The 20,997-nt window shown below is 28.9% G+C and carries 22 protein-coding genes; 11 read left to right on the top strand and 11 right to left on the bottom strand.

The window, feature by feature from the left end; genetic code table 11:
• Positions 1-288: 288 nt before the first annotated feature.
• The 3 genes from LL038_RS24900 to LL038_RS24910 form a co-directional block, all read right to left on the bottom strand.
• A complete protein-coding gene (locus LL038_RS24900; protein WP_216127961.1) occupies positions 289-579 on the bottom strand; it encodes a hypothetical protein in 291 nt (96 codons plus the stop codon).
• Positions 579-1,370, bottom strand: a complete 792-nt coding sequence (locus tag LL038_RS24905) for a ParA family protein (protein ID WP_216127963.1) — start codon at positions 1,368-1,370, stop codon at positions 579-581. Before LL038_RS24905 ends, LL038_RS24900 begins: the two co-directional genes overlap by 1 nt.
• Before the next feature lie 721 nt (positions 1,371-2,091).
• Entirely contained in the window at positions 2,092-2,469 is a 378-nt protein-coding gene (locus LL038_RS24910; RefSeq protein WP_268056103.1) for a winged helix-turn-helix transcriptional regulator, read from the bottom strand.
• Positions 2,470-2,609: 140 nt separating this feature from the next.
• Here LL038_RS24910 and LL038_RS24915 point away from each other — a divergent pair, with 140 nt between their 5' ends.
• From LL038_RS24915 to LL038_RS24925, 3 genes are all read left to right on the top strand, one after another.
• Positions 2,610-3,170 (top strand): nitroreductase family protein, encoded by a 561-nt coding sequence (locus tag LL038_RS24915; protein WP_216128243.1) that lies wholly within the window; start codon positions 2,610-2,612, stop codon positions 3,168-3,170.
• 144 nt (positions 3,171-3,314) lie between these two features.
• Positions 3,315-3,608, top strand: coding sequence for an MBL fold metallo-hydrolase (locus LL038_RS24920; protein ID WP_268056105.1), 294 nt, complete (start codon positions 3,315-3,317; stop codon positions 3,606-3,608).
• A 488-nt stretch (positions 3,609-4,096) separates the two neighbouring features.
• Positions 4,097-4,498, top strand: coding sequence for a VOC family protein (locus tag LL038_RS24925; RefSeq protein WP_216128021.1), 402 nt, complete (start codon positions 4,097-4,099; stop codon positions 4,496-4,498).
• Positions 4,499-5,191: 693 nt separating this feature from the next.
• On the opposite strand, the gene LL038_RS24930 is transcribed toward LL038_RS24925, so the two are convergent.
• Positions 5,192-5,467: a CD3324 family protein gene (locus LL038_RS24930; protein ID WP_216128023.1), complete on the bottom strand. Its 276-nt coding sequence runs from the start codon at positions 5,465-5,467 to the stop codon at positions 5,192-5,194.
• A gap of 778 nt (positions 5,468-6,245) precedes the next feature.
• Positions 6,246-6,653, bottom strand: a complete 408-nt coding sequence (locus LL038_RS24935) for a hypothetical protein (protein ID WP_216128032.1) — start codon at positions 6,651-6,653, stop codon at positions 6,246-6,248.
• A 211-nt stretch (positions 6,654-6,864) separates the two neighbouring features.
• On the opposite strand from LL038_RS24935, the gene LL038_RS24940 reads away from it, so the two are divergent.
• From LL038_RS24940 to LL038_RS24955, 4 genes are all read left to right on the top strand, one after another.
• Positions 6,865-7,407, top strand: a complete 543-nt coding sequence (locus LL038_RS24940; protein WP_216128033.1) for a DUF4362 domain-containing protein — start codon at positions 6,865-6,867, stop codon at positions 7,405-7,407.
• Positions 7,408-8,494: 1,087 nt separating this feature from the next.
• Entirely contained in the window at positions 8,495-9,007 is a 513-nt protein-coding gene (locus LL038_RS24945; protein WP_216128044.1) for a MarR family winged helix-turn-helix transcriptional regulator, read from the top strand.
• A 134-nt stretch (positions 9,008-9,141) separates the two neighbouring features.
• Entirely contained in the window at positions 9,142-10,506 is a 1,365-nt protein-coding gene (locus LL038_RS24950; protein ID WP_216128046.1) for an MATE family efflux transporter, read from the top strand.
• A gap of 350 nt (positions 10,507-10,856) precedes the next feature.
• Positions 10,857-11,720, top strand: a complete 864-nt coding sequence (locus LL038_RS24955) for a glucosaminidase domain-containing protein (RefSeq protein ID WP_216128048.1) — start codon at positions 10,857-10,859, stop codon at positions 11,718-11,720.
• A gap of 159 nt (positions 11,721-11,879) precedes the next feature.
• On the opposite strand, the gene LL038_RS24960 is transcribed toward LL038_RS24955, so the two are convergent.
• From LL038_RS24960 to LL038_RS24980, 5 genes are all read right to left on the bottom strand, one after another.
• Positions 11,880-12,113, bottom strand: coding sequence for a DUF2922 domain-containing protein (locus tag LL038_RS24960; RefSeq protein ID WP_216126780.1), 234 nt, complete (start codon positions 12,111-12,113; stop codon positions 11,880-11,882).
• A gap of 66 nt (positions 12,114-12,179) precedes the next feature.
• Positions 12,180-12,404: a DUF1659 domain-containing protein gene (locus tag LL038_RS24965; protein WP_216128247.1), complete on the bottom strand. Its 225-nt coding sequence runs from the start codon at positions 12,402-12,404 to the stop codon at positions 12,180-12,182.
• Between the two features lie 148 nt (positions 12,405-12,552).
• A complete protein-coding gene (locus LL038_RS24970) occupies positions 12,553-13,572 on the bottom strand; it encodes a replication initiation protein (protein ID WP_268056097.1) in 1,020 nt (339 codons plus the stop codon).
• Positions 13,573-13,953: 381 nt separating this feature from the next.
• Complete coding sequence (locus LL038_RS24975) at positions 13,954-14,115, bottom strand: YvrJ family protein (RefSeq protein WP_152754062.1); 162 nt, start codon at positions 14,113-14,115, stop codon at positions 13,954-13,956.
• A 67-nt stretch (positions 14,116-14,182) separates the two neighbouring features.
• A complete protein-coding gene (locus LL038_RS24980) occupies positions 14,183-14,668 on the bottom strand; it encodes a sigma-70 family RNA polymerase sigma factor (protein WP_326493452.1) in 486 nt (161 codons plus the stop codon).
• Between the two features lie 658 nt (positions 14,669-15,326).
• Here LL038_RS24980 and LL038_RS24985 point away from each other — a divergent pair.
• From LL038_RS24985 to LL038_RS25000, 4 genes are all read left to right on the top strand, one after another.
• On the top strand, positions 15,327-15,935 hold the full coding sequence (locus tag LL038_RS24985) for a tyrosine-type recombinase/integrase (protein WP_216126688.1): 609 nt from the start codon (positions 15,327-15,329) through the stop codon (positions 15,933-15,935).
• A gap of 208 nt (positions 15,936-16,143) precedes the next feature.
• Entirely contained in the window at positions 16,144-17,895 is a 1,752-nt protein-coding gene (locus LL038_RS24990; protein WP_216126690.1) for a hypothetical protein, read from the top strand.
• A 592-nt stretch (positions 17,896-18,487) separates the two neighbouring features.
• The gene (locus tag LL038_RS24995; protein WP_216126692.1) at positions 18,488-19,051 is read left to right on the top strand and encodes a hypothetical protein; all 564 of its coding nucleotides are present in this window, start codon (positions 18,488-18,490) and stop codon (positions 19,049-19,051) included.
• Between the two features lie 446 nt (positions 19,052-19,497).
• Positions 19,498-19,956 carry an NUDIX hydrolase gene (locus LL038_RS25000; protein WP_216126694.1) on the top strand — a complete coding sequence of 153 codons (459 nt, stop codon included), beginning with the start codon at positions 19,498-19,500 and terminating at the stop codon, positions 19,954-19,956.
• Between the two features lie 286 nt (positions 19,957-20,242).
• Here the strand turns inward: LL038_RS25000 and LL038_RS25005 are convergent, their stop codons facing one another.
• Positions 20,243-20,986: an ABC transporter permease gene (locus LL038_RS25005; RefSeq protein ID WP_216126696.1), complete on the bottom strand. Its 744-nt coding sequence runs from the start codon at positions 20,984-20,986 to the stop codon at positions 20,243-20,245.
• Between the last annotated feature and the right edge of the window lie 11 nt (positions 20,987-20,997).

The following is a 20,997-nucleotide window of genomic DNA, read 5'->3' on the forward strand; positions in this document are numbered from 1 at the left end:
TTTCAATGCTCCTATTCTAAAAGGAAGCTTTGGACAATCTTACTCACTGACTATAGGTAAAACAATCTATTAAGATGACTAAATATTCATATTCCTATTTAGTCTTAGCTGCAGTCAGTAAACTTGTCCAAAGTAAAAAAACTCATATCAAGGGAGTAATAATTACTCTAAAGTTTTTACCGCGAGTGGCTCAATTAAAGAGTGTAACTACATAGTTTAATCCATCATTAATATAATAATTAATATAGTTTCTAATATATTAATTATTATATAAGAAACTATATTAATTTATTTAATACCTAATACATGTTTTAATATATCATTTACAAGCTTACTTTCGCTTATTTTCTGATTTTTAGCTATTTTTTTTATTTCATTAGTTGCATTTGTTTCTAAATAATATGTTTTATTTTTAAAATTTTTAGAGGTTTTTTCTATAATATCCTCAAGATTAAAGCCAGTTTGTTTTAAGGCTTTATTTTCGACTGAAACTACAACATCCTCAGTTTTTTGTTTTTTTCCAGAATCTAATATTTCAAAGCTACGATTTTGTATAGCTTTATCAAATTTATTTGTCATTATAAAATACCTCTTTCCTTCATTTCATTAACAAGTGTCACATATGATTTATATCCTGCAGATGATTTACAATAAATATTTATAGGTTTTGCTTCTAACTCAGCTTCTTTTAATTTAACATTCATAGGGATTACAGTATCAAAAAGTATGTCTTTTACTTCATCATTTCTTTTACAATGATCTCTAAATTGTGCTGAAAGATTCATTCTTTTATCGTACATATTAATCAAGAAACCTTTTATATTATTTTTTAATTTCAAGCGTTTTCTTATATCTTTCCAAAGAGCCAAAAATAGTTCAGAACCTTCTACTGAATTCATACTAATATCAGATACAAGTATAATATCAGTTGCAGCTACAAAAGCATTTTGATTAATTATGCTCATCGAAGGATTTGTATCTATAAATATGTAATCATATGTATTAAAATATTTTAAATTATCGTCAATATAGTTAATAAGTATATTTTCCCTACCAGCTAAACTGACAAGCTTTAATTCCGTAGCAGTTAAAAATATAGAACTTGGAATAACATCAAGAGACGGAAGTTCTTTAACCGGTGATTTTATAACTACATTTTCAAATTCAATATCATCCTCCAAAATATTTTTAATGCTTTTTAAATTTTCTACGGTTCTATCTATACCAAAATTATTGGTACTATTGCCTTGAGGATCCACATCAATAACCAGTATTTTTTTGCCTTCTTCTGCAAGTAAACCAGCTATATTAAATAAACTAGAACTTTTCCCAACACCGCCCTTTAGGGTGCTAAAAGATATTATTTTCAATGTAATCCCTCCTAATAATAGTATATTAATTAATATATTAGAACTTATATTAATTTTTATAGTAATTTATATATTAACAATACTATTATATTTTATAATAGTAAATACTTTTCTAATATAAAATATAATACTGATACTAAAAAAGTACCAGTATTATTAACGTGACTAGAATAAATATAGTTGTTAAAATGTAGCTTTGGACAATCTTACTCACTGCCAATAAGTAAAACATTCTATTATATTGGTGCAACATTAATCTTTCTATTTAGTCTTAACTGCAGTCAGTAAACTAGGGGTAGCATACACAAAAATGATATTTCGTACGTTAAGAAAAACATAGCCCCATAAATGTAACAATCTAGGTTGTAAAGAGCTTAGTTTAACAAAACTAAGCTCCTAAATGCCCATTTCAATTTAAATTAAATTTATAATGTCCTAAAAAAATAAATATTTTCCCATCAAGTGAGTGGTTATTATTGTCATAAACTCACTCCTAAAAAGTGTCCCAGAGGTCACAAAATCAATGTACTATATTTGTAATATATCAGATAAAACAATACATTCAAATATACAATAAGAAAAAAGGCTTTAGTTTAATCTACTATAAGCCTTTATGTATCAATGCTTTATGCTGGTTTTACGAATGTAAGGTTTTAAGTAAAATCGTACATTCGTTTGTGACGTAGTTTAAGAAGATTGCGTAAAAGTAAATGAGAAGCGTTTAAAAATTTGATTTCGACTTATCAAGTTTAAGTTGTTCTTCGCCCCATATAGACAATTCATTTAATGCAGGAAGTAGCGATTTACCTCTTTCTGTTAGAGCATATTCAACTTTAGGAGGAATCACTTCATATTGGATTCTAACAATAAGATTATGTTCTACCAATTCCTTTAAAGATTTTGTAAGCATCATATTAGTAATACCTTTAACTTTTCGTTTTAATTCATTATATCTAGTGAAATTATTATCAAATAAGTACCACATAATAGGTAACTTCCACTTTTGCCCAATAATCTCTAATGCGTATATAAGTGGACATTTTGTCTCGCATTTATTAACACTAGGCAATTCTACATTGCAATCCGTATCATTATTCATAATTATAACTCCTTTAAATTCAATAGTATACTTTTTAACACTAACACAGAAAAAACTGCGTACTTATGTATTTATACCTTTACGATATATAATTATAGCATAAACATTATGGAATATTAATTATGCGAGGAGACTTTAAAATGAATGAAGTATTAAAAGCTATAAAAGAAAGAAGAACTACAAGAAAATTTAAACCAGAACAAATAAAAGAAGAAGAGTTACAAGCAATAATAGAAGCAGGTCTTTATGCACCAAGTGGTACAAATCAACAGCCTTGGCATTTTACAGTTATACAAAATAAGGATCTAATAGATGAAATGAATTTTGAGGCAAAAGAAGTTTTTAAGCAATCAGATAATGAATTTCTGAGAAAAGTAGGATTCAATGATAAATATAAAGTTACATATGATGCACCTACAATTATTTTAATATCGGGATTAAATAATAATCACTATACAGAGGTAGACTGTGCAGCAGCTACACAAAACATGTTATTAGCAGCACATTCTTTAGGAATAGCATCATGCTGGTGCGGTGCACCTTCAGCGGCATTTAACGGAGGAAAGAAGGAAGAGCTTATATCTAAATTAAATATACCTGAGGACTACACTCCATTTTATACAGTGCTTTTAGGATACTCAGATAATACTCCTTCAAAAGGCCCAGAAAGAAAAGAGAATACAGTCCAATATTTAAGATAATTATACTTATTAATTAAAAGGCTATTACAATATAATAAAAAGGAACCTATAAAATAGACACAAGAAAAAGACTATTTTATAGGTTCCTTTTCTTGTGTACTACTCATTTATTATTTGAAATACGTAATATAAGATAATGAAATTATCTGTAATGGAGTAAAGGTTATCGAAACATCAGGACATATGCCAGGACATATTTCTATTTATATTGAATCAATGAAAACCTTAATAAGTGGAGACATGTTAATTTCAGAAGGTGGTGTATTAGGTATTGCAGATGAACAATTTGTATTAGATAAAGGGGCAGAAATAAATTCACTAAAGAAAATTGTCAATTTGGATATTGAAAAAATTATATGTTTCCATGGTGGAGAGTATAAAAGCAATAATTTAAAAGAAGATTTAAAAAAAATTATTGCAAATGGGTATAATAGCTAAGAATAAATTCCAAGTTGTAGCGTTGATGTAACATACTTTTAGATTCAATTCCGTCGCAAGTAACCCTATATCTAATTATTAGATATGGGTTTGCTTTATTAAGTGTGTATTGATATTTTGAATGTAACACAATACCAATTGAGTTACTTTCACTTTGGCTATATTGCTCATTGGGTATTTTTGCCCATCCCCCCGAAAAAGGAGAATAGGCAAATCACTAATTCGATATTCTCTGAAATATAGCCATTCTCAAACTAATTGCCTATATTTATATTTCAAAACATGTACTATCCATTTGACATACGTCAGAAATAAATAAGATGTACTTATGACACACAAAAACACCCTGAATATGCTATCTACTTCAAATTAGGTAGCACATTCTTGTTTAGGAATTAAGTATGAGGTTGTCTTTATAAAAACCTAATGTTAATGTTTAATAAATAATGCATTTAAATAACACACACATTAAAAAGGAGGAAATTGTTATGATACCAAAAATCAAATTACAGAGTGTAGTCTTAGATTGTAAACAACCTGCAAAACTTGCTAGGTTTTATTCCGAGCTACTGGGGGGCAAAATAGTTTATGAAATAGAGTGTTTTGTGGCTGTTTCCATCCCTGGTGAGTCTATAAGTATTTCATGTCAATTTGAAGAAAATTATATTTCACCTGCATGGCCTGATTCACGGGAAGAACAGATGAAAATGGCACACCTTGATTTTTCTGTAGAGGATGTGGAGACATCTATGCAGTTCGCACTGTCATTAGGAGCGACTAAACCACTTACGCAATACTGGCAGCCTGAATTGGGCTCGCAATGGATTACACTTCTTGACCCCGTAGGTCATCCGTTTTGCTTATGTGTTCATGGAACTGTCAAAGAGTAAAAAAATAGCCACTGTAGAAAAACAGGTACTAGACTTGCATCAAGCGTAGATGAAAGAGAATACCTACAAGAAAGAATTGAATCGTTGGGCAGTAAATTAAAGTGGTTTTCAGAAAATATTGATACATTGTCGGGATGTATCAATTGAAAATTCTAAGATACATATTTATAAATTAGAAAAGGGTACTCCTCCTGAAGCTATATAAGTCAAAAGATATATATAATGATGCCTAGAATTAAACTTTGATACTTCAAGTGGACATATGGCTAAAGGTGAAGAAAGTAACCCCATATCATTAGATATAAGGTTACTTTCTTTAAGTATATATTCATTTTGATGCTATAGGGGTCTAGCCAACATAAGGCTGAATACTTGCGTTGTGCATTTACAACCCGGAGCAAAGGTGCTCTGTCTTTTTACCACACTTCTTACAGTATTTAATTGCAGGTGGTGGTGAGAGATACTGTATATCCCAGGTTAACTTTTGCATGAAAACTTCTCCTTCCTATTATTAATTAATAGGAAAGATAACAGGTGGATTGTTACAAATTTTTTTCATCATAAGTCCTCCTAATCTAGTATGTTTTCTACTTAAATTGTACCATTCGAGCATATAAAGCTAAACCTTAAAGACAATTAATAAAAAAAAACGAGCCAATACAGTAACAAAACTGCATTGATTCGTTTCAAAAGTTAAGCACTATTTTTTTGTCCCCTTATTATCCTTTGTATACTTTTCAAGGATAAAAAATATTTTGTAGATAAATCTTGTGAACTATGACCCGCCAAATAGTCTTCATAAATCTGTGTATTTCGTGTATGTAATTCTTGACGTATAGAGGTTCCAGCTCCCCATTCCTTTTTATTGCTTGATTTTCTGGGAATATATATAAACTCACCATCTACATATTCCTGCACCTTTTCAATCAAATCATTAGGTAGTATGTAAATTACTTTGTTATAGCTCATTTTTGCCCTCCTAAAGGTTTTGCTTCTATTAGGAATAGCAAAGGCTATGTGTTTGAGCAGTCATAAAAAACAAATCCAAGAAGAAGAGCTCTGCGGGTCAGTTTATTTTTTATCACTGCTCCTATTCCCATGTGTATTCCTTTGAAGCCAAGGAAGCTTTGGACAATCTTACTCAAAGAATCTCCACTTCGTTCATTCTTCTCTTCATTGCAATTCTTTCAGTAAACTAGTCCAAAGCAAAAAAAATAATTACCACTTCTCCCAGGGGTAATTATTTCTACAGTTATTATGATTAAATATATTACATTCATGATCTGCAATATATCATATAAATAGATATATTCAAGTGTATAATTGCTTAGTTAAATTTAACTAAATGCTTAACAACCCATATATAGCTTAAAACAAGCTATATATGGGTTGTATCTTTGTATTTATATGTTTCATAATAATTTTAGATTTAGTTTTAAATAATAAATAAATTATTTCTTTATTTGTATAGCCAGTATAGTGAATTTTGATAGTACAACCCTGTTTTCTTTCCTTGGAAATAAAGATAGTGTAGTAGCTATCTTAAATTTAGATATTCCATGCAGCAGATAACAGTTTTCTCATAAAACAGCTGCTAATAAATTAATTTTAAATTCGCTATTTTGATGAAAACGCGAGCTTTATTATGTATGGTTCTAAGGTTTTTACCACAAGTGGTAATTGATAAGGTAATGCTCAGGTGTCCTTTTTAACGTATTAAAATAACATCAGTTGTATATTACTGATGTTATTTTTTAAAGAATTCCATTCCAAGTTCCAGATCACTTTTTCCCATTACCTTTTCTATAGTTCTATTTTTAAGTTCAGCTGCTAGAGCTAAAATATTAGTTATAACTTTACTAAGATCTTGGAGTTGCACTTGAGATTTAGAAAGGTTCGTTTCAAGTGTAGTTGTTAAGGTTTCTTCGTCATGCCATTTGGATATTTGATTCTCATATAAACATATGAAATCTAATTGCTCTGAAAATACCTTAATAACTTTGTCTACTATTTCATCATTCAAAACATATGGTTTAGATTGCGCCTTCAAAAGATTTTTATATTGATCTTTAGCTTCTTCTAGTTGACCAGATATCATTGTAGACATCATAGGTAGCATACGGATAAGGTGCCAGTTTTGTTGCTGTTTCTCCATAGATTTAGTCCTTTTAAGTGCTGTATTTTTATAATATAGTACTATGAAAATGATATATTCAAAAACTTAATTGCTTAATAATCTATATAAACCAATGCTTTATTTAATATATAAATGCAATGATTTATGGAGAATTGTGTATTAAGTTATGACGTAGTATAATTTTAAATACGGATACAATAAAATTAAAATTATTATTGAGGTGATTATATTGAAAAGAGCTTTAACATTTGTATTACTATTATTTATTTTAGTGTTTATACCTATACAAAGTTCTAAGGCTTACACTACTACAGGTACATTGAACAATAAAACTTTAACTTCAGATATAGCAATTAAAGATGGTGATGTAGTAATGATTGCTTATACTGATAGTGTTTCGAGCAAAACTCACAATAACATGGAGATATATAACATTAATAGACTTGATAATTTTATGAAAAATATGGATAAAGGAAAAAAAGATAATATTCGTATTGTAGATTATGCAAAAGATATAACTGGTACATGGATAAATAAATTATATGAATTAAAATATGATGGAAATAAAATAATTTATTTTGAGTATGATACATATTCTAATCCTAATGCATTTATTCCAAGCCAATCGTCTATCTATAATAAGATAATAAAGCGAGATTTACTTGATACAATATCTTACAGAATTTGTGGTTCAGAAAACGAAATCAAAAATGATAATTGTGCCAAATTAATTAGTTTTTACAAAAGCAGTATAATTGACAAGAAAGAATAGTATTATAAATAGTTTTTTTGAGTCTTACTTTTCTTTTATATTGTCATAGCAGCCACAAAATAGTAGTTCGTTTTTGATTTATAGTTCATCAAAAATGAAAAATATTGTCTTGTGCTCTTTAAAATATTATGGATTACTTTATTTATTAGTCAAAAAATTATACGAAGCTGTTTTATGAGAAAACCGTTAGCTGCTGCAGGGACCCTTTAAATTTAGGATATTTACTACACTCTCCTTATTTTCAGGGAAAGAAAACAAGGTTGTACTATCAAAATTCACTATACTGGCTATATAACTAAAGTAATAATTTATTTATTATTTAAAATTAAATCTAAAATTATGATGAAACATACAAATATAAAGATACAAAAAATATTAAGTTTGTTTTAAGCTATATATGGCTTGTTAAGCGTTTAGTTAAATTTAACTAAGCAATTCTAGACTTGAATATATCTAATTATATAATATATCTGGGATCATGAATGTAATATATTTAATCATAATCACTGTAGAAATAATTACCCCTGGAATAAATGGTAATTATTTCTTTTGCTTTGGACTAGTTTACTGAAAGAATTGCAATGAAGAGAAGAATGAACGAAGTGGAGATTCTTTGAGTAAGATTGTCCAAAGCTTCCTTGGCTGCAAAGGAATACCCATGGGAATAGGAGCAGTGATAAAAAATAAACTGACCCGCAGAGCTCTTACTCTTGGATTTATTTTTTATGACTGCTCCTTTAATACTCTATAGTAATATTTTTTAGTAAATATGGCACTATTGAAGCAAAAAAACTGTTGATCCATAAGTAAAATAAAATTTTCAAGGAATAGGCAATAGCCCCAATGTGAAAGTAACACAATTACATTTGAGTTACATTCGAAACATCAATATTCACTTAATAAAGTAAACCCAAAATCTAATTAATGTGGGGTTACTTTATTTTTTTATCTAACTTTAATGAAAATAAACATAGGTACCTTAATAAATGTATTGACAATGAAATTTAAAAAGTATACTATGATAAAAGAAAGGTACCTATCTAATAAAGAAAAGGTACCTCATTAAAATACAAAGGAGATATTTTATATGCATAATTCAATATCAGAAAAATTGCTACAACAATTTCATTATTTTACGAATCTTATTCACAGAGGACGCCAACAACAATCTTTTGGAGCTCATGAGCTCAACCTTGGTCGCGGGCAAGGACATTTATTAGGTGTATTAATTACAAACGATGGTTTAACACAGAAAGAATTAAGCACACAATTACGTATACGTCCTACTTCGCTCGGAGAATTAGTTAGCAAATTGGAACAAAGTAATTATGTAGAACGTCGTGTAAATGAAAATGACAAGCGGGTTTCGAATGTTTATATTACAGAGGAAGGCCGAAAAATTGTAAATGAAATTATGAAAGAAAGACAGGTAGTGGTTAATAATATGTTTATTATTTTATCAGAAGATGAAAAACAACAACTTTTAGCGCTGATGGGCAAGTTGATCACTTCGATGGAAGAAAATATGGATGATAATGATAATGAGGAATATGAGAATAATAAAGCTCAACGCAATGATAGAGGAAACGATTCTATCTGAATTATTGAAGGAAGGGTACTACAATTGTTATTTGTACCATTCTTACCCTAGAATTAAAAAGCATATAATAATGCGTTTTAAAAAAAGCACCCTGATTAATTTTTTTATTTATACTTAAATTGGAGGTACAATAAATGGAACAAAATAAAGATTCATATTCATACTATTTCGAGGACGCACCTATACCAAAGGCTATTGCACATATGGCAGTTCCCATGATGCTAGGAATGTCTATTAATATGCTTTATAGTATTATTGATGCATTTTTTATTGGAAAGCTTAATAATACAGCAATGATGACAGCAGTTACATTAGCCTTGCCATTTACAACTATATTAATGGCAATCGGGAATGTTTTTGGTACAGGTGGTGGTACCTATATTTCTAGATTATTAGGTGAGAAAGATTTAGGGGATGCTAAAAAAATCTCATCTGTTTCTTTTTATTTGAGTCTATTATCTGGATTTATTTTTATGTTAATTGCTATTCCATTGCTTCATCCTATTTTGCAAATATTAGGAGCAAGAGGTGATACTGTTTCGTTTACTCAAAGCTATATTATGGTTTTTATCATTGGAAGTCCATTTGTAATCGCTAATTTTACATTAGAGCAAATAGTTCGGGCGGAGGGTGCTTCAACAATTTCAATGAATGGTATGATTCTCAGCGTTATAATAAATGTTATTTTGGATCCAATTTTAATTTTTACATGTAATTTAGGCATCGCAGGTGCTGCACTTGGTACAATTATTGGTAATTTAGGTGCAGTGTTATATTATGTGTATTATCTTAGAAATAAAAGTGCCACTCTAACCATCTCCTTAAAGACATTTAAACCAACCAGCACTATATGTAGTAACATTTTAAAAATTGGTATAACAGCTTTTTTGTTGGACGGCTTCTTAATGGTCTCCAGTCTCTTATTAAACAATTTTTCCGCACGTTATGGCGATTATGCTGTTGCTGGCTTTGGAATTTCGCTGCGTCTAGTTCAACTTTCAGAATTCATTGGTATGGGATTATATATGGGGGTTGTTCCATTAATTGCCTATGCGTATACTGCTAAGAATATAAAACGAATGAAGAAAGTTATTAATACTACAACAACCTATATTTTAATACTAACTATATTTATTTCACTTATAATTTTTATTTTTCGATACCCAATATATCATTTATTTAGCAGAGATGTTAATGTAATAAACACTGGTATCTACATTTTGATAGCCATGCTCATTTCATCATTGTTTGCTGCTATTACTGGTATTATTACAGCTATATTCCAAGCGGTTGGAAGAGCTAAAGAGGCAACCATAATGTCTATGGCACAGGGAATATTATTAATCCCCATTATGGTTTCAGGAAATTATATTTTCGGTTTACATGGACTTATATGGTCAATGACTGTGACTGAAGTATTAACTTGCCTAGTAGGATTATTCTTATGGATTAAGTTTAATCATGATACTACTAAAATAGACTCTGATTTAGATAATTAATAATTGTTTATAATATAATCAATCCTTAATTATACTATAATAACCATGTAATATAATTAAAATTATATTGAATCAAAAGTATCCATTTAAAAGCGTAATTGCTTAGTTAAATTTAACTAATTGCTTAACAACACAGATACCCCAACGATTTAATGAAAAATTACTAAGTTTCAAAAGTTAGTAATTTTTTTTGATTAAATCATCTCCTGGTTCGCTGCAACAAAATCCGAAGGTAAATCAATTGCTATTGTGTTCCCTTCTCTTTATTTAATAAAATAATCTTCCCCCAAATCTAAAAACCTCTCCCTTCCTCCATATATATAAGTAAAACATTAAAGGAGGAATTACCAATGGACAAAATCCAAATAATAGAAAGTCTAATCCCAGGAGCTTTACTATCCTATGAAAAATACAACATACTACCATCCCTAACCATAGCTCAAGCAATACTCGAAACAGGCTGGCTGCAATATGTTAAAGGTAATAACATCTTTGGTATCAAATGGACAGAAGGCTCTGGATACGAAGTTCAAGAATTTAACACTCATGAATTTATAAATGGAGTAAGTACTCCCATGGTATGCAGGTTTAGAAAGTATGATACGATTGAAGACAGCATCCTGGACCATGGAAAGCTTTTAAGCTTTAGCAGGTACAAATCTGTAATAACATCTAAAGACTACAAGGAAGCTTGCCAGAACGTCTATAACTCGGGTTACTGTACAGATGAGGAGTACCCTGAAAAACTAATAGCTATAATTGAGCAAAATAAACTTTATGTTTATGACTGCACTCCTAGATCTGAAATCACTGAAAACACAACTGATGAAGATATTAAATATCTACAAAAATGCTTAAACTCTATGAAAATAAGAGATGTAAATAATAATGTTTTAGCTGTAGACGGAGCCAATGGTCCATTAACTATAAGTACTATTAAAAAGCTCCAGCAAATACTTAACCTTTCTATCGATGGTATATGTGGACCTGAGGTATTAACTGGAGTTAAAGTTATTATGGAAAAGCCCCTATGTAGCATTGAGTCTACGGGAGATAAAATGGCCATAAGATATATCCAATGGAGAACTGGCAGCGCTATCGATGGTATTTATGGAAATGAAACTGTAGGGCTTGTTAAAGAATATCAACGAAGCAATAAATTAGTGATTGATGGAATAGTCGGTAACGGTACTTGGCAAAGCTTAGTCTCTTAAACCTATAATAATATATGTAAATATTTATTGTAGTAATTAACTAACTACAAGCTTATTTTATGTAACAGTCTCAATTTAAACTTAATAATTTTTATAGTAAAAAAAGATTCCACCAAGTCATACTTAGTGGAATCTTCATCACCTCAAGTGATAATTTTACTATGCTACTGTAATTGTATTTGTATCAGTAGTAACTATTTTAGCATCTTTCTTGCCAGTTAAATCACCACTAGTTGATAGAAAAATGTTTTTTGCAATAACTAAATCCATAAGAGCATTTACCTCAGCTTCTGTTATAGTAGGTCCCTTATCATTAGCTTTAATGTCATCTACACTTAACGTAAAATACTTACCCTCAATAGTAGTTAAAAATCTCATAACTAATTTATTCATATAATTTTTCCTCCTTAAATTGTTGAATTTTTGTTTTTTAAACTTTAAGTACCTTAATTAAAAGTCCTATTCAGTAACTAGGCTATACTGATCTTGTCTATCTATTCCAACCAATGGATAAGTTTTGATCTTAGAGATAGCTTGTCCTACTGCAAAAATGTCAGCATCCACTGCATTAACTTTTACATTACCTAGGCTTTTTGTTGCAAATTCATCTTTGCCATTCTCGTCTATGCCTGTTTTCATTGTAAGTTTTAAAATACTTGATACCTTTGTTGATATAACGGCCATGTTTAATCACTCCTTTTATTTTGTTTTCACTTAATATATATGCCCTTGTAAAAATTTCTGCAGATTATTTTAAAATAAAAAAATAACCAGAAATATAGCTAACATCACTACACCTTTGGTTACTCTAACCTGATTAGATAAAATTCATTTATTTCCATCCTAGCAGCTTCTTTTCCAATTCTTTAAAATCATATTCTCTCTGCTCATACTCATTGAATTTATTAACTTTTCCTTTAGGAGACTTATAATCATTTTTTATTGCATCAATAATCCAACCAACCATGTTTCCAATCTTAGGTACTGCCGCTGAATAACTATATTTTTCTTTGATTATGTTTATGTCTCCCTTTGCAATTTCAAATAATTTAAGTGCGTCAATATCTTTTATTGGTTCATTTATAACTTCTTTTATGAGGTTAATATCATCCATATTTTGTTGTAACTTTGGGTTGATTTTTTCTAATGAAGCTGCTATTTCATTGCTAGCTTTATTGTTTTTACTACTGATTATGTAAAATTTAATTGAAGTTATCTTCCTGCTGGTTTTTATTTCTTCAAATTCAAAGCTTATATCACTAATTTTTTTCAATTCCTTTTGAGTTTGAAGAATTACATACCTTTTAAAATCTGCATATAATGGATAAATATTATCCGCCCTTAAAAGTTTTCGTAACTCTTCAACTTCTATTTCTATATATCCTTGTTTCTTAAATTCATTACATTTTAAAAACTCATAGATCCTAGGCGAGTATTTGCTCTTCATACTTAAGATATTTGCTAACTTATACTGAGTAAACATACTATTAAGCTTTAACATATAGGGTTTTAGATAAGGACTAAAAATCATTTCAATCATGCCAGTACCTTTTTCATATTTAACACCACTTAACCATGCTGTCTGAATTAAGGTCTTTCCTTCCTCTATTTCAAATACTTTTTTCATAAGTTCCTTTGTTATCTTAGGTATCTCCGTATATTTTGTTTTAGTACTAACTCCTATAAGAGCCATGAACTCATTGATTTTGAACCTATATGGTTTAAATTCTTCATCCGCTGGTTGAACCATACTGGCCAACGTAAGTATAATTTTTTGTTCTTCCAAACTTAAGTCATAACTACTATTCATAATAAAATAGTTGGACTTAGTAACTAAGTAATCTTTATCCATATAAACACCTCATAAAGATATCTTATCATGTAACTATGTGGTTGTAAATAATTCATCATAGTTAGGTACGAAACCCTCATATTTAGATTTATTTTGGGTACGCAAAACTCATAGTTAAGTACGGAAAACTCATAGTTAAAGTTATTTTAGGTACGCAAAACTCATAGTTGGGTACGGAAAGCTCATAGTTAGCTTTTTAAAGCTAGTCATATCAATGCTTTGAGTCATGTCTAAAACACTTAAAACAAAAAGATGTTAAAACATATAAAACAACAACAAGGAGGATAACCATAAATAAGTTGCCTTTGGCCATAAATAGGTTATATTTGTTGTTGTCTTTAAGAGTATATAAAAATAAGGATACCAAAACCCTAGGCACCCTTATTTTTCAGATTTACCTATAACAGTGGATATAACTACAGCTAAATCCGAGATAGATTTATTGAGATCCTCAATTTTCTTCTCAAATCTAACTAGTAGATATATGCTCACACCTATAGGGAAGCCAACTGTATTAACCAGTTTAACAAATGCATCAAACATTCTGCACTCCTCCCCTCACCATTACAGATAATATATATGCTCTTTAAAATCATTTTCTATAAATTTCTTATATATATTTTCTAAGTTTCTTTAAGGCCTTGCTTTTAGCCCGTAACAAATTATTATAACTCTGGCTACTATCACAAGCTATTTCCTTAAGAGTATCATTAATAAAGTAAAATCTTTCAACTATGGATCTTTCAGATATCTCTAACTTTTCTAAGGCGCAATAAAGCCTTTTAACTTCTTCGTAAGCGATGACTTCATCCTCTAATGTGAAATTATACTCTTCAGCTGTACTTTTGCTTATAGGATCTGAATTTGGAACTTCTCTATAGTGTTTTACCTTTCCTTTTAGAAGAGCATTAAAATTGGTTTTAATAGAATTTATACAATAACCATCAAAAGTGTTTCTACCAAGGGTATAAAGATTAACTGCTTTTATAACTGAAAGATATCCTTGCTGAACTAAATCTTCAAATTCATAAGAAGGTATATGATAAGTGGATGCTAACTTAATTATCAAAAACTTGTATTTTTCAATAATGACCATCAAAGATTTTCTATCCCCATTTTTTGCTTTCTCAACTAAAATTTCCAGTATAAACACCATCCTTTTTATTTCATATGTCTATTATACATAATTTTGAATATTTGTTAAATAATTTTTTATTTTTTTTAATCACTTTAAAATTGCTGTTTTAAGAATAACAATAAGTAAAAAATAAGTTTCAAATAAAACTTACAAATAATGTATTAACATATATTACCTATGTTTCTATCTATGGTAACACTCTTTCTAATCTGACACAAGCCACTTATGTCAGATAACAAATGGCTTATAACCTAGCTTTGTAAAAAATAGTAAATTCCCAGTTTTCTCTAATCTGACATATTGACTATTTTTCAAATATTGTGTAATATATAAATTGGGAATTCTAATATATGACAAGGTATGATATAAAAACAAGTTGAAAACCTAATATATACGACGGCGTTTAACAAATTAAGCTATAAACTATGTGTATGTTAAATGTTTAACTACGTTTAGCCCCTCGGCCCTTCTACTTAAAGGCTTAACGGTACATACCATAACAAAAAGAAAACGTTGTCTTGGAATGAAAATCTCCCCCTAAAATCGTTAATATTGTACAACAAAAATGGCTAAATAACTTTTTAAATGAGAAAAGTAAAGAAAGGATAATAAAAAAATGAAAACTGTAGAACCCATAAGAGATCTAAGAACCATAAGAAGTATGAGAGCATATTTAAGAGATCAAAGTCTTCGCAATGAATTACTATTTATTCTTGGAATAAATGTTGGCCTTCGAATAAGTGATATTTTAAAATTAACCTTTGATGATGTTTTAAACTTTAAGACCATGAGTGCTAAAGAATATGTAATCATCACAGAAAAGAAAACCTCAAAAACCAAAAAGTTTTACATAGGGACCATAGTAAGTAAACTAATTGAAGGTTATGCTGCTACACTAAAAGAAGTGTTACCAGATATGTATGTATTCTGTAGTAAAAAATCAGAAAACAAACCAATATCTCGCCAGCATGCCTGGTATATATTAAATAATGCTGCAGAAATGATAGGAATAGTTGAAAGGGACTATACGGGAAAAATAATATCCGGAGAAATAGGCACCCATACTATGAGAAAGACTTTTGGTTACCATGCTTATACAAACGGAACAACTATAGAGCTGTTAATGGATATATTTAATCATTCCTCTAAAACACAAACTTTAAGATATATAGGTATAACAGAAGATCAGAAAAAGGATGTTTATATGAGCAGCAATTTGGGATAAGTAAGGCGTTTGCAATAATGCAAGTTCAATCTTTTTTTATGGCAAATGAAGCATATCCTGTATTATATATTGCAATAAATACTGCATTCGAAATTACATTCCATAATTTGGTATGTTTTCTATTGCTGCTAATATGTAAATAAAAGTTAAGCTTTTTTCTATAGCTAAGATATATAAATAGTATTAAAATAAAAATGGGGTGGTATAAATGAATATAAAATTTATTGGAACTGGAATAAAAAAAGGTTGCGAAGAAAATTATATGTGTTTAATTGGTGAAAATATAAAAAAATGCTTTAAAGAAGTAAATAGTGATTTAAATATAGAATTTAATTATAAATATTTAAGTGACAGAATTGGTGAAATAGAAGATGAATCAGAACAAATACTATCTATGAGCTCAAGTTTTAATAACGATAATATCATTTTAGAAGTTGATATTAAAAAATTTAGTTATGAAGATAATAAAATTAATATTTTTGTTACTATAGATTCTAAGATAACTGGCGATGAATGCGTATTAGAAGAATTTATATATGATGCAAAAGTAAATATAAGTATGGCAGTATCAAAATATACAAATGAAATAAATTGGATACGTGATGAACAAAATGAAAAAATATCAGAATGCTTATACATAAAGATACATAATTTAGAAAATAAATTTAGAGGTATTATAAATGAATACATGCTGAAAAAATTCGGAGAGGAGTGGTTTTCAAAAAAAATAGTTCATGAGTTTACCAAAAAAAGTGAAGATTTTAGTAAATGGTATAATAATAAATATAAAACTTTAATATTTATACAATCAGAAATGTTTAATCTGCAAACTAATGATTTAATACAAATGTTAAAGAATAGTTATGAAGATGAAGTTATAACAAAAGTCATGAAACAAATTAATGTTATAAAATCTTTACTAAGAGAAAAAACTGCAGATGTCATAAACGAAGATGTTCTGAATAATAAAAATTTATGGGAAAAATACTTTATAGATATTTTTGATACTGATATTGAATTAAAATGGGAAGAGTTTGCCAAAATGAGAAATATGATTGCTCATAATAAAATTATATCTAAAGAATTTTACACAGATATGCTTAATCTAATTTCAGAGTTGAATAACATATTTGACAATGCTAATAGAAAGTTAAAGAGCAAAATGAAATCTTTAGAAGAGCAAATGATAAACAGTTATATTAAATCTTGTGATTTAGATTGGATATTAGAAAGCATAGATTTTAAAAATTACCAAGATGATGAAGAAGTTATAGAAGAAATTATCTCTAAGGATGGAATAAATAGTTTGTATAGTATTACAGAAGAGAAAATAGAGAATTTAGTGGAATTATTTGAGGAACTCAAAATATCATTAGAAGATGTCTACTTAGAATTAGAAGAGGAAGAAATTGATGAAATTAAAACAAATGATATAGTTATTAATTTTTCACAAAAATTAATAACTATGAATAGTATTCTAAACGATAGGGACGCAGATCTTATTGAATTATTACTAAATAAAACTAATAATGTTGCTGAATTAAATGCTATAGGTAATTATTTAGCAGTTTTTAAAAATGATATGATTGAAAAATTAGAATTTTGGATTGAAAATACAAGTTGGAATAACGAGTTTAAGGATAATACATGTATATGCAATTATTATAATTTAAATAATGATATTTTCAATGTCAAAATTATTGGGTGGTTTTGTATAGATTTTGGTTCAAGTGATGAAATATTTATAATATATAAAAGAAACGAAGACGAAATAGAAAGAGGCGGAATAGAAATTTCTTTTGGAGATTATATTGAACATGACGGTGGATATGTTATGCCAGAACAAGAACAATATATAGAAGCAAATGTAGGCGATCTATGTAGTGCAATAGAAACCGATATAGATGAAATAATCTTATCTATAAGAAATTGTATAGATACTATAGATTCTGTAAATTAAATTTTATTAGATATTTTAATACTATTATGTACTGGAGTATTTTTCACTTTACTATTTATACCTTAATGTTTTTCGAAGAAAACTTAAATAACTATCTTCCTTATATTCATACAAAAATTAGTCCAACCAGGGTCCATACAAATTACAAATGTATGGTCTTGTCACTATTTTTTTCAAATCAACTTTTCATTGAACTTCGAATAATAAAAGATTATATTGTAAACATCACCTAGTAAACATAAGTAAACACGTTATAATTACTATATTAACTTATAAATATTTGTAAACATTATTTAAATATAAGGAGGCATATAATGGCATATAATAATAATCCTTTTTCAGTAAGAATGGAATCAGATGACAAAGAGAAGCTCATGGAGCTTATTCAAGGAAGTGGCAAAAGCAGTAAAGAATTTATGTGATCCTCATTGGTGCTTATGAATTAAACAAGGTTAAAATTGATATACCAGAGGTCGCAGAGGACATTAATCACCTTGAAGCATTAACTAATAAGATTAATAATGTATATATGAATACGGCAACGTGAATACAAACTATAGATACAGCAAAAACGCTTCAATTTAGTAAAGATATGGAGATATATAAGAGTAACATCGAAAGTCTAAAGGCAGAAAATCAAGGACTAAATATAGATAAAGAAACTATGGAAACTACATTACAAGGGTCTTTTAATATAAATGATGAACTTAAAAAACAGGTAACACAATTAAGTGAAATAGCTGATAGTAATAAGGCGCTAATCCAAGAATATAAAGAAAAAAACGATACCCTTGCAGGGCTTGTTACAGAATATAAAGGTTTTAAGACTCAGAATGAAACTTTTAAAGAATTACTTGCAGATAGTAAGGCCGAAAACATAGAACTTGGTAATACAATAAAAACCAAGGAGACTTACGCCCAAAACCTAGAAGCTAAACTAGAAGCTGCAGCTGATCAAGCTCAAAAGGAAGTAAAACGGTTTGCGGAGCTCACGAAATTTGAAAAGGAAAGATCGATACTTGAAGTTTCGACCTTAAAAACAAAGATAGAAACTACAATTACAGAATCGCAAAAAGAAGTAACTCGAGTTTCAGATCAGAAAGAATTCGAAAAAGAAAGAGCACTCCTAGAGCAAGAGAAGTTATTTAACAAATAAAAACAGGAGCTTCAGGAGGCATCCTATAAAAAGGTATTAGAATATCAGAGGCAGGCCGAGGAGTTAATAAAAAGAATGCAACCGCATCAACAAGATCAAGATATAAAACAAATATAAAAATAAAGTCCAGCATGTGTAATTAGAATAAGACCAAATGAAGTATAGGGCGTGTTTTCTACCCTATATGAAATGCGGTAGTACATTTGTTAATAATCTCAATGTATTTTACGTAGATATACGTAAATGGTTTGTTATACTTTAAGCATACAATTTTTTAGGATTTTTAACCATTCATAAAGGTATACCTTTACGTATGGTAGTTTGTTTTAGCATCAAACTATAGTTTGTAAAAATGGTGTTTAATAGTATAATTTTTCTAGTGATTAAGTCGTAGCAGTAAATTATGATGAAATATTCAATATAAAATTTTGGAGGAGTGATAGGGGATGGATAGGCATTTTACGGTTTCCATATTTATAGTATATAAGGATAAAGTATTATTACATTTACATAAAAAGGCTAAAAAAATACTTCCTTTAGGTGGACATATCGAATTGAATGAATTGCCAGAAGAGGCATGTATTCGTGAAGCACAAGAAGAATCAGGTTTAAAAATAAATCTATACAATCCAATAAATAACCAACTTAAGAATTCATGCGAATTGGCAGGAGAAAAATTGTTAATAAATCCCATGCACACAATTTTCGGTGAAATAAATCCAGAACATTATCATATAGACTTTGTTTATTATGCAACTGCAAAATCTTTTGATACAATACCAGGAGATGGTGAATCTAATTTACTTAAATGGTATAATAAGGAAGATTTGAAAAATGCATATGACGTTCAGCATAATATTTTGACGATGGCTAATGAAGCGTTAGAATTGTTATCGGAAAGATAGATTTGTTCGTATATTGTATACCAACCCAAAAGGTAGCAATGCCTTTTTGCTTTTTCTTAGATTGATGCTAAACTCATTTTTAATGGATATATTTGATTAGTTTATATATTGATATTAGTTAGCTTTAGGCATTTTTAATTTCTGTTGGTGTGATTCAGAGAAATGTTAATTTAATATTTATATGAATTCTTAAAAAAACACTATATATAAGTGATTATTTTAAGAATTATATGCTTAACTAATGATTTTTCATCTAAAATCAGGGATTTTAATAATTGTAATAATTTTATTTGATTTCCATGTTTTCAAACTTTTTAATTCCAATTGTTACTATTACTCCTGCAAAAATTAAGCAGTAAAGAATGTAAATAGCTTTAGGAATTACCCCTTCTATGCCTCCACTTGAAAGATCCATTGGAATTTTTTGAAGAGCCCATGGCCATAAATATCTTATGCCGCTTATAGCTCCTATAAAGAATCCACCTAGTGTGCATATTGATGCTATCATTATAGGCTTTGTAAAATCCTCATATTTTAATGAAAGATGAATCTGTATTGCAATAAGTGGAAGGATTCCAACCCATCCAAGGATTAATAATTCAAGTATTTTACTTATTGGAAATGAACCTGTTATTCCAAAGAGTTTTCCAAAAATAAAATATGATATTCCAAACACAGCTTGAAGGAACAATACCATTAGTGCCGATATTATAACCTTTGACTTATATAGTGACTTTCTTGATACAGGTGTTGATAAAATTATCTTTAAATTGCCATTTGCATATTCAACCCTGAATATTATGGCGCAGTATACACTTGCTATTATTGGAAGCATAACAGGTGCATAAAACATTCCAACCTGAGACCATGCCTTAAGCCAGTCACCTGTATTTACATCTTTAAATACGGCATAATTAGCCTTAAAATTAAACAATCCTAATATAATTGGTATAAGGGTTATTATTATTGAAATTGGTATAACCTTTTGTCTTTTGAGCTTAAGTAGCTCACACTTAACTAAACCATGCACAATATCCCACT

Origin of the sequence: Clostridium estertheticum (genome assembly GCF_026650985.1) — a bacterium.
In the GTDB taxonomy this organism is placed as follows: Bacteria; Bacillota; Clostridia; order Clostridiales; family Clostridiaceae; genus Clostridium_AD; species Clostridium_AD estertheticum_C.

What these genes read in the sequence shown, in the direction of transcription:
- LL038_RS24900 (WP_216127961.1), bottom strand. Translation starts at nt 579, where the DNA reads ATGACAAATAAATTTGATAAAGCTATACAAAATCGTAGCTTTGAAATA.
- LL038_RS24910 (WP_268056103.1), bottom strand. Translation starts at nt 2,469, where the DNA reads ATGAATAATGATACGGATTGCAATGTAGAATTGCCTAGTGTTAATAAA.
- LL038_RS24915 (WP_216128243.1), top strand. Translation starts at nt 2,610, where the DNA reads ATGAATGAAGTATTAAAAGCTATAAAAGAAAGAAGAACTACAAGAAAA.
- LL038_RS24925 (WP_216128021.1), top strand. Translation starts at nt 4,097, where the DNA reads ATGATACCAAAAATCAAATTACAGAGTGTAGTCTTAGATTGTAAACAA.
- LL038_RS24930 (WP_216128023.1), bottom strand. Translation starts at nt 5,467, where the DNA reads ATGAGCTATAACAAAGTAATTTACATACTACCTAATGATTTGATTGAA.
- LL038_RS24935 (WP_216128032.1), bottom strand. Translation starts at nt 6,653, where the DNA reads ATGGAGAAACAGCAACAAAACTGGCACCTTATCCGTATGCTACCTATG.
- LL038_RS24945 (WP_216128044.1), top strand. Translation starts at nt 8,495, where the DNA reads ATGCATAATTCAATATCAGAAAAATTGCTACAACAATTTCATTATTTT.
- LL038_RS24950 (WP_216128046.1), top strand. Translation starts at nt 9,142, where the DNA reads ATGGAACAAAATAAAGATTCATATTCATACTATTTCGAGGACGCACCT.
- LL038_RS24955 (WP_216128048.1), top strand. Translation starts at nt 10,857, where the DNA reads ATGGACAAAATCCAAATAATAGAAAGTCTAATCCCAGGAGCTTTACTA.
- LL038_RS24960 (WP_216126780.1), bottom strand. Translation starts at nt 12,113, where the DNA reads ATGAATAAATTAGTTATGAGATTTTTAACTACTATTGAGGGTAAGTAT.
- LL038_RS24965 (WP_216128247.1), bottom strand. Translation starts at nt 12,404, where the DNA reads ATGGCCGTTATATCAACAAAGGTATCAAGTATTTTAAAACTTACAATG.
- LL038_RS24970 (WP_268056097.1), bottom strand. Translation starts at nt 13,572, where the DNA reads ATGGATAAAGATTACTTAGTTACTAAGTCCAACTATTTTATTATGAAT.
- LL038_RS24975 (WP_152754062.1), bottom strand. Translation starts at nt 14,115, where the DNA reads ATGTTTGATGCATTTGTTAAACTGGTTAATACAGTTGGCTTCCCTATA.
- LL038_RS24980 (WP_326493452.1), bottom strand. Translation starts at nt 14,668, where the DNA reads ATGGTCATTATTGAAAAATACAAGTTTTTGATAATTAAGTTAGCATCC.
- LL038_RS24985 (WP_216126688.1), top strand. Translation starts at nt 15,327, where the DNA reads ATGAAAACTGTAGAACCCATAAGAGATCTAAGAACCATAAGAAGTATG.
- LL038_RS24990 (WP_216126690.1), top strand. Translation starts at nt 16,144, where the DNA reads ATGAATATAAAATTTATTGGAACTGGAATAAAAAAAGGTTGCGAAGAA.
- LL038_RS24995 (WP_216126692.1), top strand. Translation starts at nt 18,488, where the DNA reads ATGGAGATATATAAGAGTAACATCGAAAGTCTAAAGGCAGAAAATCAA.
- LL038_RS25000 (WP_216126694.1), top strand. Translation starts at nt 19,498, where the DNA reads ATGGATAGGCATTTTACGGTTTCCATATTTATAGTATATAAGGATAAA.